Annotated in this window: 12 protein-coding genes; 4 read left to right on the top strand and 8 right to left on the bottom strand. The window is 72.3% G+C overall.

Annotation, left to right across the window (positions count from 1 at the left end; translation table 11 throughout):
* Positions 1–243: 243 nt before the first annotated feature.
* Positions 244–1,254: a hypothetical protein gene (locus tag WMF11_RS17225; RefSeq protein WP_437978202.1), complete on the bottom strand. Its 1,011-nt coding sequence runs from the start codon at positions 1,252–1,254 to the stop codon at positions 244–246.
* Positions 1,255–1,368: 114 nt separating this feature from the next.
* On the opposite strand from WMF11_RS17225, the gene WMF11_RS17220 reads away from it, so the two are divergent.
* The gene (locus WMF11_RS17220; RefSeq protein WP_437978201.1) at positions 1,369–2,445 is read left to right on the top strand and encodes a glycosyltransferase family protein; all 1,077 of its coding nucleotides are present in this window, start codon (positions 1,369–1,371) and stop codon (positions 2,443–2,445) included.
* Positions 2,446–2,491: 46 nt separating this feature from the next.
* Here WMF11_RS17220 and WMF11_RS17215 read toward each other — a convergent pair whose 3' ends face one another.
* Positions 2,492–2,752, bottom strand: a complete 261-nt coding sequence (locus tag WMF11_RS17215; protein ID WP_437300102.1) for a hypothetical protein — start codon at positions 2,750–2,752, stop codon at positions 2,492–2,494.
* Between the two features lie 107 nt (positions 2,753–2,859).
* On the bottom strand, positions 2,860–3,651 hold the full coding sequence (locus tag WMF11_RS17210) for a Stp1/IreP family PP2C-type Ser/Thr phosphatase (protein WP_437909473.1): 792 nt from the start codon (positions 3,649–3,651) through the stop codon (positions 2,860–2,862).
* Between the two features lie 57 nt (positions 3,652–3,708).
* On the opposite strand from WMF11_RS17210, the gene WMF11_RS17205 reads away from it, so the two are divergent.
* Together WMF11_RS17205 and WMF11_RS17200 are read left to right on the top strand one after the other, a co-directional pair.
* On the top strand, positions 3,709–5,094 hold the full coding sequence (locus WMF11_RS17205; RefSeq protein WP_437978200.1) for an aldehyde dehydrogenase family protein: 1,386 nt from the start codon (positions 3,709–3,711) through the stop codon (positions 5,092–5,094).
* 110 nt (positions 5,095–5,204) lie between these two features.
* A complete protein-coding gene (locus WMF11_RS17200; protein WP_437978199.1) occupies positions 5,205–5,633 on the top strand; it encodes a VOC family protein in 429 nt (142 codons plus the stop codon).
* 132 nt (positions 5,634–5,765) lie between these two features.
* On the opposite strand, the gene WMF11_RS17195 is transcribed toward WMF11_RS17200, so the two are convergent.
* The 3 genes from WMF11_RS17195 to WMF11_RS17185 all read right to left on the bottom strand — a co-directional run bounded on the left by WMF11_RS17195 (position 5,766) and on the right by WMF11_RS17185 (position 10,346).
* On the bottom strand, positions 5,766–8,480 hold the full coding sequence (locus WMF11_RS17195; protein ID WP_437978198.1) for an exopolysaccharide transport family protein: 2,715 nt from the start codon (positions 8,478–8,480) through the stop codon (positions 5,766–5,768).
* Between the two features lie 304 nt (positions 8,481–8,784).
* Positions 8,785–9,396 carry a 30S ribosomal protein S4 gene (gene rpsD, locus WMF11_RS17190; RefSeq protein ID WP_437909469.1) on the bottom strand — a complete coding sequence of 204 codons (612 nt, stop codon included), beginning with the start codon at positions 9,394–9,396 and terminating at the stop codon, positions 8,785–8,787.
* A 167-nt stretch (positions 9,397–9,563) separates the two neighbouring features.
* Positions 9,564–10,346, bottom strand: a complete 783-nt coding sequence (locus WMF11_RS17185) for a class I SAM-dependent methyltransferase (RefSeq protein WP_437552964.1) — start codon at positions 10,344–10,346, stop codon at positions 9,564–9,566.
* A 504-nt stretch (positions 10,347–10,850) separates the two neighbouring features.
* Between WMF11_RS17185 and WMF11_RS17180 the strand changes: the two genes are divergently transcribed.
* The gene (locus WMF11_RS17180; RefSeq protein WP_231864867.1) at positions 10,851–11,393 is read left to right on the top strand and encodes a PadR family transcriptional regulator; all 543 of its coding nucleotides are present in this window, start codon (positions 10,851–10,853) and stop codon (positions 11,391–11,393) included.
* A 17-nt stretch (positions 11,394–11,410) separates the two neighbouring features.
* On the opposite strand, the gene WMF11_RS17175 is transcribed toward WMF11_RS17180, so the two are convergent.
* Both WMF11_RS17175 and WMF11_RS17170 read right to left on the bottom strand, forming a co-directional pair.
* A complete protein-coding gene (locus tag WMF11_RS17175) occupies positions 11,411–11,941 on the bottom strand; it encodes a GNAT family N-acetyltransferase (RefSeq protein WP_437978197.1) in 531 nt (176 codons plus the stop codon).
* Between the two features lie 139 nt (positions 11,942–12,080).
* Positions 12,081–13,214, bottom strand: coding sequence for a UTP--glucose-1-phosphate uridylyltransferase (locus WMF11_RS17170; RefSeq protein WP_437978196.1), 1,134 nt, complete (start codon positions 13,212–13,214; stop codon positions 12,081–12,083).
* Positions 13,215–13,225 lie beyond the last annotated feature (11 nt).

The raw sequence follows: 13,225 nt of genomic DNA, 5'->3' as shown, positions 1-13,225 counted from the left end.
AGCGCCCCGCCCTGACCCTCAGAGAAGTCGTTGCCTCCTCAGCCCGGCGGCCCGGCCTGAGCGGCGCCGGAGCTTAAGACCCCTGTCGCCCGCCCCGTCTCGGCGCCATGACGGGTCCATGTCAGTCCACTCGAAGAAGACGTCTATCGGCCTGTCCAGCAACAGCAGGCCGAAGAACAAGAACAAGCGACATCACTGGAAGCGCTACCGCGGCCAGGGCAAGTCACACCACGGGTGATCGCGTCATGGCGAGGTGAGCCGGCGAGCATAGCCCGCCGCCGGGCCCACGAGCGCGGCGGCCGCGATCACGCCGCGCGCCCGGAGCGTATCCCGGGGCGAGCGCGCCTCCGGCGGCGCGACAAACGCCTCGAGCCAGGCCTCGGCCGGCGGCCGCGCCAGCACCCCGCCGAGGTCGAACAGCGAGAGATCCGAGACCCCGGCCGCCTCGGCGGCGGCCACGTCCTCGCGGAGCTCGGCGACCGAGCGGTAGACAGGCTCGTCGCCGAGCGCGCCTTTGCCCACGGCGCCCAGCGAGGCGCCCGCCCTCGGACCGAACCGCCGGGCGGCGGCGCGGCACCCCCAGGCGAGCAGCGCGAGCGCGTCCTCCCGGCCGAGCGCGCCGCGCGAATACCCCTCGAACAGCGACGTGTACAGCATCGCGCCGACGCGCCCCCACGACGGCGCGGACACGGGCGTCCCGAGCAGCCGCTCCCAGCCGCGTTCCGGCCCGTCGCGCCCGTCCGCCAGGACGAGCGGCACGATCGCCGCCGAGGTCGCCACCCCGCGCGCGTGCACCGCGCCCGCCAGCTCGGTGTACGCGCGCTGCGCCTCGTCCCACCGCGGGCTCCCCCGCGCTCCCCGCGGCCCACCGCCGAGCAGATCGAGCGCGCCGCGCCCCCCCGCGAGCGCCCGCCGCACCGCCTCGATCGGCGGCTCGAGATCGAACACGACCTCCGCCGCGGCCAGGCGCCGCGCGTCGAGCGCGTCCAGCAGCCGCGCGACGAACGCGCCGAACGCCGCCGCATTGCCGGCGCTCGCCCAGCGTCCGTCCTCGTCCGCGATCATCGGCCACACCGCGACCGGCACCCCCGCGTCCGCGCACGCAGCCACGAGATCCGGCAGCCCCGCCGCGGTCTCCGGCCGCACCGCGATCGAGAGCTCCAGCGCATACCGCCGCAGCAGCGCGAGCGTCCCGGGTGCCCGCACCACCTCGAGCGGCAGCAGCTCGCTCCAGATCCGGCGGCGGGGCGTCACGCCCGCCGCCCGCGCCGCGGCGCCGCCTGCGCTCGGTCGCCGCCCGCGCCGCCCGCGCCGCGGCGCCGCGGTTTCCTTCCGAACGCCCCAGAGCCCCCGCTACACTCGCGCGTCATGAAGATCCTCTATGGCGTCGTCGGCGAAGGGATGGGGCACGCCATGCGCTCGCGCGTGGTGATCGAACACCTGCTCGCGCAGGGACACGAGCTCGAGATCATGGCGTCGGGCAGGGCGACCGACTTCCTGTCCAAGCGCTTCGCGGGGGTGAACCGCATCCACGGGCTCCACATGATCTACGAGGAGAACCGGGTGCGTCGCGGCAAGACGCTGTGGTCCAACGTGCTCTCCGGCGCGACGGGCACGCCGAAGAACATCGCCGCGTACTTCGAGCTCATCAAGGACTTTCGCCCCGAGCTCACCGTCAGCGACTTCGAGTCGTGGACGTACCTCTACGCCAAGCTCCACCGCCTGCCGATCCTCTCGGTCGACAACATGCAGATCATCAACCGGTGCACCCACGACGCGGAGATCCTCGCCGGCCACGAGGCGGGTTTCCAGCTCACGCGCGCGTTCGTGAAGAGCAAGCTGCCGTTCTGCAACCACTACGTCATCGCCACGTTCTTCCGCCCGCCGGTCCGCAAGCAGGAGACGACGCTCGTGCCGCCGATCCTCCGCCCCGAGATCATCGCCGCGAACCGCCGCCCCGGGGAGCACCTGCTCGTCTACCAGACCGCCGAGGGGAACGACGCGCTGTCGGCGACGCTCGCGAAGACCGGGATCGAGTGCCGCATCTACGGGATGCGCCGGAACATCACGGAGGAGCAGGTCGAGGGCAACCTGCGCTACCGCCCCTTCAGCGAGGAGGGCTTCATCGACGACCTCGCCTCGTGCCGCGCCGTCATCGCCGGCGGCGGGTTCACGCTGATGGGGGAGGCGGTCTACCTGCGCAAGCCGATGCTCGCCGTCCCCCTCGGCCGCCAGTTCGAGCAGGTGCTCAACGCCCGCTACCTCGAGCGCGAGGGGTTCGGCCGCGGCGCCGATTCGCTGGACGACCCGGCCGTCGTCGCGGATTTCGTGAAGGCCATCCCGGCCTGTGAAGAGAAGCTCGCGGGCTACTCCCAGGACGGCAACCGGAAGCTGTTCGAGGTGATGGACGGCCTGCTCGATCGCGCGCACGCCGGCGTGCTCTGAGCGCGGAGCGGCGGCCGGCGCGCCGCGCTCCGCCGGGATCCCTCCCCTACTTCGGCCTGCAGCCCTTGAGGTCCGAGCCGGAGACGCCGTTGCACTCCTGGTCCGCGGGGCAGTCCGTCTGCTCGACGCACGTCTTCAGGCACTCGAGCGCCGCGCTGTCGTCGGGCTTGCCGCAGACCGCACCGCTCTCACACTCGCCGTCCGCGCCCGCTTCGTCGCATGCCTCGCCGAGCGCCGCCTCGCCGCCACAGCCCCACGCGAGCAGCGCGCCGACGAAGAGCCCCATCCCGATCCACCTGGTTCGCATGCATGACCTCCCTTGTCTTCAGCCCACCTGCAGGCGGCAGGGGCGCGGCGGCGCCGCTCGCGCGATGGCGCGGCGCGCGCTCGGCCCCCTCCGCACGCAGCCCGATGCTACCGCGCGCTGCGGCTCTTGACGCCCTGACGCTGGCTCCACGACGCCGATGCCGTCTCCTCGATCCGGATGAGCACGGCGGTGATGTTGTCGCGGCCACCGTTCTCGTTGGCGCAGTCGATGAGCTTGCCGCACGCGTCGGCGAGCACGGCGTTGTCCTCGACGATGCGCGCGATCTCGCGATCGTCCACGAGCCCGTGGAGGCCGTCGGAGCAGAGGAGGAACACGTCGCCCGCCTCGACGCGCTCCGCGCGCAGGTCGATGTCGACGCTGGGGCCGATGCCGAGCGCCCGGGTGATGACGTTGCGGGGCAGGTAGGCGAGGTCGCGCTCGGTGAGGTCGGGCCGCTCGAGGAGCGCCTCCGCGATGAGCGAGTGGTCGCGGGTCAGCTGCGAGATATCGCCGTTGCGGAGGAGGTAGCAGCGGCTGTCGCCGGCGTGGGCGACGTAGAACTTCCGCTCCCGCGGCGAGAACGCCGCGGCGACGACCGTGGTCCCCATCCCGCGGTAGAACCGCGAGTCGTCGGCGTGCGCGAAGATGCGCGCGTTCGCGTACGTCACGGCGGCGCGCAGCCTGTCGCCGGTCGACGCCTTGCGCCGCTTGCCGTTCGCCTCGCGGAAGTAGCCGGCGATGGCGCTCGCGGCGATCCGGCTCGCGACCTCGCCGGCCTCGTGCCCGCCCATGCCATCCGCGACGACGTAGACGTTGAACTCGGGGAGGAGGATGTATCGGTCCTCGTTGTGGACCCGCTCCCTGCCGACGTCGGATAGACCTGCCGCGGTGGCGCGCATTCGCCCCGAGTCTAGACGACGCTTGGCCCCCCAGGGAACTGGGTTAATCTCCCCGCCATGTCCGACCTCGTGATCGACAACCCGTATACCCTCGAGGAAGCCGTCCGCCGGCCTCTTGCAGACGAGGCCGCCGTCGACCGCCTCCTCGACACGGCGACCGCCGCCGCGCGGCGCTTCTCGCGCACATCCATCGCCGAGCGCGCCGCCCTGTGCCAGCGCGCGGTCGAGCACATCGAGGCCAACACCCCGTCGATCGCCGCCGACATCACCCGCATGATGGGCAAGCCCCTGCGCCAATCCCGCAATGAAGTCGCGGGGATGGCCAAGCGAGCCCGGCACATGATCGCGATCGCCGAGGGCGCGCTCGCCGATGTGATCCTGCCGGAGCTCCCCGGGCTCGAGCGGCGGATCGTGCGCGCTCCCCTCGGTGTGGTCTTCAATCTCCCCGCCTGGAATTATCCGCTCCTCACCGCCGTGAACGTGGTCATCCCCGCGGTGCTCTCGGGCAATGTGGTGCTGCTCAAGCACTCGCCGCGCTCGCCGCTCTGCGGAGAGCACTTCGCGACGGCGTTCGCGGAGGCCGGCGCGCCGCCCGGCCTCGTCCAGGCCTTCCACTGCAGCCACGCCACGTCCGAGCGCATCGCGTCGGACCCGCGGGTCAACTTCGTCGGTTTCACCGGTTCCGTCGAAGGCGGACGCCGGATCTATGCGGCCACATCGAAGAAGGTGGCCGTCGACGCCGGCCTGGAGCTCGGCGGGAAGGACGGCGCCTACGTCGCGGCCGACGCGGACCTGGAGAAGGCGGTGGACGGGATCGTCGACGGCGCCTGTTACAACGCCGGACAGAGCTGCTGCGCTGTCGAGCGCGCGTATGTTCACCGCGACCTGTATCCGAAGTTCGTGGAGGCCGCGCTGGAGCTGATGAAGCGTTACGTCCTCGGCGATCCGACCGATGAGCGGACGAACCTGGGTCCGATGGCGCAGCCTCACGCGCCGGCGTTCCTGGAGGCGCAGGTGAAGCAGGCGATCTCCCGGGGGGCGAAGGTGCTCTGCGGCGGCCGGGCGACCCAGGTCGACAGCCGCGGCCGCTTCTTCGAGCCGACGCTCCTCGTGGACACGGCGCCCGATCTCGACGTGATGCGCATCGAGTCGTTCGGGCCGGTGCTGCCCGTCGTGCCCGTTTCGTCCGATGAGGAGGCGCTCGCGCTGATGAACGACAGCGATCTCGGGCTCACCGCGTCGGTCTGGACGCGCGACCGCGAGCGCGCCGCGCGGCTCGCGCGCGAGCTCGACGTCGGCACGGTCTACATGAACCAGTGTGACACCCTGGATCCGGCGCTCCCGTGGACGGGCGCGAAGAACAGCGGCAAGGGCGCGACGCTCTCGACGCTCGGGTTCCTGCACCTGACGCGGCCGAAATCGATCAACTTCAAGATCGGCTGAACTCCCGGGCGCGCGGCGCGCGGCGCGAACACCGCGCCTCGCGCAGCCCGCGAGCAGATGAGCTCGAAGGGACGGCTTGCGCCGGGGGGGAAGTGCGGTATCCCGAGGCGATGGAAACTCAAGAGATCTATCGCGGGCGCCTCATCGATCACGTTCAGCTCGTCGTGTCCGACCTGGCGGCGAGCAAGAAGTTCTATCGGGCCGTCTTCGAGGTGATCGGGATCCCGATGGCAGGCGAGGGCGACGATTACTTCTGGGCCGACGAGCTCTTCATCTCGAGCGCGGACTCGCCGGCCGCGGCCGGCGTGACCACCGGCCGGACGCACCTCGCGTTCCAGGCGAGCGACCGCGCGACGGTCGATCGGTTCCACGCCGCCGCGATCGCCGCGGGCGGCAAGGACAACGGCGCTCCGGGCAAGCGCCCATACCACCCCGGCTACTACGCGGCGTTCGTGCTCGACCCGGATGGCAACAACATCGAGGTCGTCCACCACGGCCAGGCAAACAGGTCGGCGGACGCGATAAAGATCACGTTCTGATCGCGAAGATGTCGCGAGAGCGTTGAAGATCCGACACAGAATCGATTGAAGTCGGCACGGGCGCCAGCGCACCACCGCTGCTCCTCCCGCGCTTCCTTCCCTGCGTCCCTCTCGGCGCCTCCTTGCTTCTCCTCAGACCGACTGCCCCGCTGGCTCGCCGTCGATACAGACCCGCTTCCTGGCGACGGGCCTCGGCGCCACGTCGTTCAGGACCACCCCGAGGATGCGGCGATCGCCGAGCTGCTCGGCGGCCCTCGTCAGCGACGACGCCCGGGTCAGCGAGGCGCGCGCGACGAGGACGATGCCGTCGGAGGCGTCCTCGATGACGTTGGCGTCGCCCGAGCCAAGGACCGGAGGGCCGTCGATGACGACATAATCGTGGTAGCGCCGCAGCGTCCGCATCGCGGCCTCGAAGTGGACCGAGTGGAGCGCCGCGGGGTAGCTCGCCTCGGGCGATGGCTCCGCGAGCACCGAGAGCGACTGGCTGACGGCGATGACGCCCAGCGGGCGGATCTCGCCCGCCATCCGCCGCCGGAGCTGCTCCGAGAAGCTCGCGTGCGCGGGCAGCCGCAGGCCGAGCGTCGCCGCGACGCGGGGGCACGCGAGGTGGCCGTCGACGAGCAGCACCCGGGCGCGCTCGGCCTCGGCGAGCGTCATCGCGAGGCGGACCGCGAGCGCGGTCTTGCCCTCGGCCCGGCCGGGGCTCACCACCGCGACCGCGAGCGGCTCGCCCGCCCGCCGCTGATCGAGCCGGTGCCGGAGGACCCGGAGCGCCGCGAGCGCGGACGCGGGCGCCCCCCGGAGCAGCTCGAACACGCCGTGCCCCTCGGGATCGAGATCCGCGCCGATGATCTCCACCTCGGGCGCAGCGAACGCGGGGCCGCCGGCGCGCGCGAACGAGCGCACGCCCACGCAGGCGAGCGGCGCCTCGGGCGCGCTCCACGACGATCGGTCGACCCCCTCGCAGTCGCCGAGGTCGAGGCTGTCCCGGAGCGTGTCCTCCGGGGCGGCGCCGGCCGGAGTGGCCTCTTCCGACGCGCCGGGCGGCTCTGCGCCTGGCCCGAGCCCGCCTGGCGGCTCCATGCCGGGCCCAGCCGCCCACGGCGGCTCCGCGCCGTGCCCGAGCCCGCCGTGCGGCTCGGCGCCGGGCCCAGCCGCGCCAGGCGGCTCCGTGCCGTACCCCGGCTCGCCGGGCGCCTCTGCGTAGTACGCGGGCACGATCGTGCGCTCGCGGAGCGGCGGGCGCGCCGGGAGCTCCGGCATCGCGGCCAGCAGGGCGGGGCCGCCGAGCGCGTGGATGTCGCCGCCGTCGTAGAGCGTGTCGTTGAGCAGTACCCGGGCCCCGGCGACGCCGAGCGCGAAGAAGAACGTCACCGCGGCGCCAGCGAAGAAGACGCGGCCACGCCCCCGGTCAGGGCGGCTCGGCAGGTAGGCCTGGTCGAGGACGTCGAGCTCGGTCTCGCTCTTGTTCTCGGCGGCGTCCGCGGACAGGTCAGCGGCCCGCTCGTTGGCCTGAACGGTCTTCAGGTACTCGCGCGCCCGCTCGAGATCGAGGCGGAGCCGGTGCCACTCGGTCTCGAGCTCGATCACGCGCTCCTCGGCGCCCCCGTCGGCCGCCCACGGCGGCGCGCGCGGCGCCTCGCCCCTGGTCGCGCTCTCCGCCGGCGCGCGCGGCGCCTCGCCCCCCGCCGGCGCCCTGCCCCCTCCGCCGCGCGCGCGCAACCCCGCGATCTGCCGGAGGAGCGCGGTCCGCTCCGCCGCGAGCGCCGCGCGCCGCGACGGGGTGAGCGCGCGCGCCTCGCCGGCCGGCGCCTCGGTGACGCCCGCGCGCACGAGCCCGAGCGCGCTCTCGGCAGCGGTGAGCTGGCTCTTCGCCGCCTCGACGCGGCGCTTCGCGGCGACGGCGTCCGGGTGGATCGGGGTCACGGTCGTGAGCTTCTCGGCGAGCGCCGCCTCGGCTGCCGCGACCGCGGCGACGGCGGCGGTGCGGGCCCGCTGCGCCTCGACGACGCTCTGGGGCAGCGGCTGCCCCGGCGCCGCCGCTGGCGATCGCCCGGCCCCGAGCAGCGCCTCGACCCGCGCGAGCTGCCGCTCGAGCGCCGCGAGCTGCGGATCGACCGGGCGGACAGGCTGCGCTGACGACAGGGCGCGCCCCAGAGCCGCGGGCGCGGGGGCGCCGGGCGAGCCGAGCGGCTGGGGCGCCGGCGCATACGGAGAGTCGTTGAGCCCCCACTGGAACTGCGGATTCCTGGCGAGGAACGTCGCCAGCGCCCGGCTCGCCGCGTCGACCTTGGAGCTGGCCTCGGCGAGCTCCTTCCGCAGGAAATCGCGGGTCATCGTCGCCGTGCCGAGGCTGTCGCGGCGGTAGTCGTCGAGCAGGATCTGCGTGAGGCGGGCGGCGACCTGCTGCGCCACGTGCGGATCGTCGTGGGTGAACGAGACGACGTACGTATCGCTGCTCTGCGCGCGGAAGCCGACGTGGTTCTTCATCTCCTCGACGGCCTCGACCATCGAGCGGGCGGTCTTCTCCGGGTAGAGCCCGAACGCCTCGACGACGCCGGCGAGCGTCCCGCGCGCGGTGAGCGCGTCCTTGAGCTTCGATCCGAGGCGCGCCGCGCGCGCGGTGCTGCTCTGGGGATCGCGGCCGGTCTGGATGGTGTCGCGGTAGAGGATCGTGGCCTCGCTCCGCCACACCCGCTTCGTGGCGAGCGCCAGGGCGAAGGAGATCGCGAGTCCGACGGCCAGCATCGCGGCCGCTCCGCGCCAGTACATCCGGACCCGGCCGAGGACGCTGATCGCGCGATCCAGGCGCTCCCGGGGTGTGCTCTCCGTGCTCAGGCTGGCCATGGTGTTCCTCGCCCCGCGGGCAGCGCGTCCAGCGCCGCGCGGCGCGGAGGGCGCGCGCGCGGGCGCTCCGCCTCCGCACGGCAAGGCGCGTGCTCGCGGGCGCGTCACCCCGGGACGCACCCGGCTCGGCGCCACCACGCGGGCTGACCGCGTGAGAGAGGGCCGATGCCGACGCACGCCATGGACATTCGGCGTCCGGCGCGCGCGGCTCGCTGCGCGGACGCTCCCGGGAAGGCGGGCGCTTGTCGCGACCGCCCCGCGTCGAGGGAGGCGGGCTCGCCAGCGCGGCGAGCCCTGGTCCTCGTCACAGCCGCTGCGAGTAGTACTCGATGATCAGCTGAACCGCGATGGGGAACGGGATGCTCGTCTCGTCCGGGAGCGCGGCCACGCGCGCCTGCCGGGCGTCCTTGTCGACAGCGAGCCACGTGGGGGCCTCCATGTCCGTCCTCGCGAGGCCCTCCACGACGGTCCGGTGGTCACGACGCTTCTCGCTCACGCTCACCGTCTCTCCGGTGGTGACGCGGTAGGACGGGATATCGACGCGCTTTCCGTCGATGAGCACGTGCCCGTGCGCCACCAGCTGTCGCGCGGCCGGGATGGTGCGCGCGAAGCCCGCGCGGAAGATGACGTTGTCGAGCCGCCGCTCGAGCAGCTCGATGAGCTTCGCCCCGGCGGCGAGATCGCTCCTGCGCGCCTCGAGCATGAGCGTCTTCAGCTGCGTATCGGTGAGGCCGTAGTTGAGCCTGACCTTCTGCTTCTCGCGGAGCCGCAGGGCGAACTCGCTCAGCTTCTTGCGGGCCTGTCCGTGCTGCCCGGGCGGGTAAGGCCTCCGCTCCGTCTTCCTGGCCGACAGCCCGGGGAGCTCGACCCCGAGCGCGCGCATGACCTTGACGCGAGGTCCGGTATAACGGCTCATGCCCGGGCCCTCCCCAGGGACGCGCGCGCGTCGCGATGGTGGAGCGCGGCGCCGCAGGGCGCCGGTGCGTCAACGTAGTCCTGGATGTTCATCGAGCTTCTCTGTCCTTGTGCATGGGTCTTGCTGTTACTTGTTATCGAGGTGTTACCGAGGGTGCCATCGAGGGCTCACACGCGCCGGAGGTGGCGGAGGATCGGGAACTGCGCTTTACGGAAGAAGCGCGCGAGTCCATTCGTGGTCCGGATGCGGGCGCCGAGCGGCTCGGGATAGTCGTTATCGCCCAGGACGCGCAGCCATGGAAACGTCTCGACGACGCCTCCCTCTCGGTGGAGCTCGACGTGACGCGCGCCCCTCGCCGCGGTGGGACGGAGCTGGAGGCACGGGCTCGCGTCGAGCAGGAGCTCCACGTCCTTGGCGAGGCGCAGGGAGACCTGGGTCAAGAAGGCGCCGATCCGCTCGGGGCCGAGATGGGAGAAGAGGCCGAGGCCGAGGATCAACGTGGGCCAGTCCTGCGCGTCGGCGAGCTGATCGATCCAGTGATCGCAGCCGGGGGACGCCGTGGCCAGCGCATACCGTGACGTCTGCGGGGCGCGCCGGGACTTCCACGCGACCACGCGGGGAACGTCGATGTCGATCCAGTGGAGCTGCCCGTTGTCGACGCGCGAGAACCGGGTGCACGGCCCGGAGAAGAGCCCGATGGCCAGCCCGTCCGGGTGACGGCGGAAGAAGTCGTCCACGACGTCGTCGACCAGCCGCGTGCGGGTCGCGAGGGGGCGGAGCTCCTGTTCCGTGAAGCCGGCGCGCTCGACCTCGAGCACGCGGGCGAGCTGGCGCGCTTCCTCATCGTGGAGCCCGAGGTCGGGAAACGCGTCGGAGGCGTACGCGCACGCGGCGACTCCCGCGAGCTCGCGTCGAGCAAACGAAGGGGCAGCGTCGATACTGAAAATCATTTTCACTTTCGTTACAGGGACGAGCGTCACGTGTCAAGCAGCGAACAGCCGGCGATCAGCCGCGACCCCACCCAGGTTGAGCCCGGCGGACCTCACCCAGGTTGAGCCCGGCGGACCTCACCCAGGTTGAACCCGACGGACCTCACCCAGGTTGAGCCCGGCGGACCTCACCCAGGTTGAGCCCGGCCGGCGGACCCGACCCAGGTTGAGCCTGCGACCCAGGTTGAGCCTGCGACCCCACCCGCCCCGCCTCTTGACGGCCGACAGTCGAGAGCTATCTTTTAGATATATCTTTTAGAATATCGGCCCGGCCGCCACAGGGCCGCCGGGCCGTGGAGCCGGGGTGGTCTGCGCACGAGCGCGCGGCAGCTGAGTGTTCGCCGCCGTGGTGGTCCGCCGCCGAGCCAGAGAGGGATTTTGTCTATGTTCTGGGGATACGAACACCATCACTGCGCAGGCCCGCGAGGGCCAAGGGGGGGTCCGTTCGGGAGGGGTCGGCCCGGCATGGGTGGCGGCCCGCCGGGCTGGTGGGGCGACTGGTTCGGAGGGCCGCCGCTCCGCGCCGATCGCGGCGGTGTGCGCTACCTCGTGCTCGACGTGCTCGCCGAGCGAGCTCGCCATGGCTACGAGGTCATCCAGGCGATCGAGCAGCGCAGCGGCGACACCTACCGGCCGAGCCCCGGCGTCATCTATCCGACGCTGCAGATGCTCGAGGAGCTCGGCCACGCGCGCGTCATCGAGGCCGAGGGGCGCAAGATCTACGAGATCACCGACGCGGGGCGCGAGGACCTCAAGGCGAACCGCGAGTATGTCGACGAGTTCTACGAGCGCTTCGTCGAGACCTCGTGGGAGCGCTTCGCCGAGGATTTCGGCGACGTCATGAAGCGCATCGGCTCGCTCATGAAGATGCTGCGCCACGCGATGCGCCGGGGGCGCATCACGCCGGCCGTGCTCGCGCGCACCGTGAAGGTGCTCGACAAGGCGGCGGCCGAGATCGAGGAGCTGCTCGCCGAAGATCCGGAGGGGCGCGCCGGCCGGCGCCCGTGATCCGCGCCGCCGTGGAATCAGGGCGCGACGCGCTCAGGCACGCTCTCGAAGCAGAACACCCGCCAGGCGTGTGGCTGGCCAGGACGCACGAGCTCCGTCACAGCGCCGCGCGTGAACTCCGCGACGACGCCGCGCCAGAACGCCAGAGCGCCCCGGTTCCCCTCGGCGACGCGCACGGTCCACTTCCCGGGGAGGCCGTTCCATAGGAGGCACGCCGCCTGGCGGCCCACGCCAGAGCGGCGATAGCGGCGAAGGACGAAGAACTCGGCCACATCGAGGGTGTCCGGGTCCTCCACCGCCGGCGAACCGCGCGTCGCCAGGACAAACCCCGCGACGCGCCCGCCGCATCGAATGAGGAACGCGAGCCGCCGCTCCCGCTCCGACCAGTAGAGAGGGAGCTTGGGGTAGCCGAAGCGCCCGTCCTGCCCCAGCTCGATCGCGGCGAACACATCGCTGAGATCGTGAATGTACAGCTCGAGAAGGTTGGACAGGATCACCGCATCCGCCGGCGTCGCCGCGTCCAGAGAGACCGTCTGCGCATCTGCCATATCCAGTTCTCCCATCCGCCAGCGCGCGCTCGGGCGCTCCTCGGCGGCGCGCAACGCCTCGTCGCACGCGTCGATTCACGACGACAAGCACCTTCGCTCGCCAGCCGCGCGCCGAGCGACGCGGCCTGCGCTCCTCGGCTCAGCCGAGGAAGCCGCGCGCGCGGGCGATCGCCTCGATCGCCGGCCTCCGCCGCTCCAGTTCCTCGACGTCCTTGACGGGAAGGAACCGGGCCGCGAGGCCCTCACGCGGGACGCGAACGAACCGGGCCGGCAGCCCGAACGTGACCTCGTTCAGGATGCGCTCGAACTGGATCGCCTTGCGGTCGTCCACCTTCTTCTCGACCTCCACATAGATCCAGTCCAGCGCGAGCGTGCTGAGCGCCTCGGCGCTCGCCAGGAAGGTGTTGGTGTTGAAGACGGGCACGACCTTCGGATCGAACCCGACCGGCAGCCGGAAGTCCTCCGCCATCACCGGTCGGCCGTTCCACCGGAACGGCCCACCCCCCTTGTCGCCGCCCTTGTCGACCACCTCGACGGAGAGCGGCCCGCCGTGGCCGAGGTGCCAGCCGAGGAGGACCGGATCGACGGTCGCGCCAAGGTTGTCGAGGTTGGCGATCCAGACGATCTTCCCGCCGCGGGCGATGAAGCGGCCGAGGAGGCCGCTCTCGCGGAGGGCATCCGGGAGATCGCCGTGGCCGGTGGCGTAGACGCTCGGCTCGCCCGCCTCGTCCAGGAACAGCCCGCCTTCCGGCGTCAGGCGCAACGAGACGTGCTGCTCGAACGTGGCGCACAGATCGCCCGGCTCGTCGAGGCGCGGGCCAAGCGCCTCGCGGATCGGTCCGTTCGTCGCCTCGCTGGTCATCAGCCACAGCGGGACCGGGACCCCTGTCGTGCGCCGGAGGTGATCGCTCTCGGCGAGGCGCACATCGAGAAAGGTCCGACCGGGCAGCACCTCGACGAGCGCCTTGACCACGCCGCCCATCCGGGTGGCCATCCCGCCGGCGAGGACGCAGAGGGCGACCTCGCCCCGGCGCAGCGCGGCCAGGCCCGCCTCGCGGCAGCGGGCGTGCTCGGGCGTGCCCTCGGCGGGCAGGTCGGCGACATCGCCGGGCGCGGGCGGCTCGACCGTGCCCTGGAGGCGGTTGCGGGCGTCCCGGTCCTTGCCGATGGATGCGGCCCACCGGGCGACGCGATCGGGGTCGAACCCGCGAGCCCGGAGGCGAGCGAGGAGAGGGCCAGGGAGCGCGGCGATCTGCTGGGTGAGGGAAGACACGGTATCCTCAA

This window comes from Sorangium sp. So ce295 (assembly GCF_051527405.1).
GTDB lineage: Bacteria > Myxococcota_A > Polyangia > Polyangiales > Polyangiaceae > Sorangium > Sorangium cellulosum_B.
The sequence above is the reverse complement of the archived record's forward strand: the minus strand, read 5'-3'. Positions and strand labels throughout refer to the sequence as shown.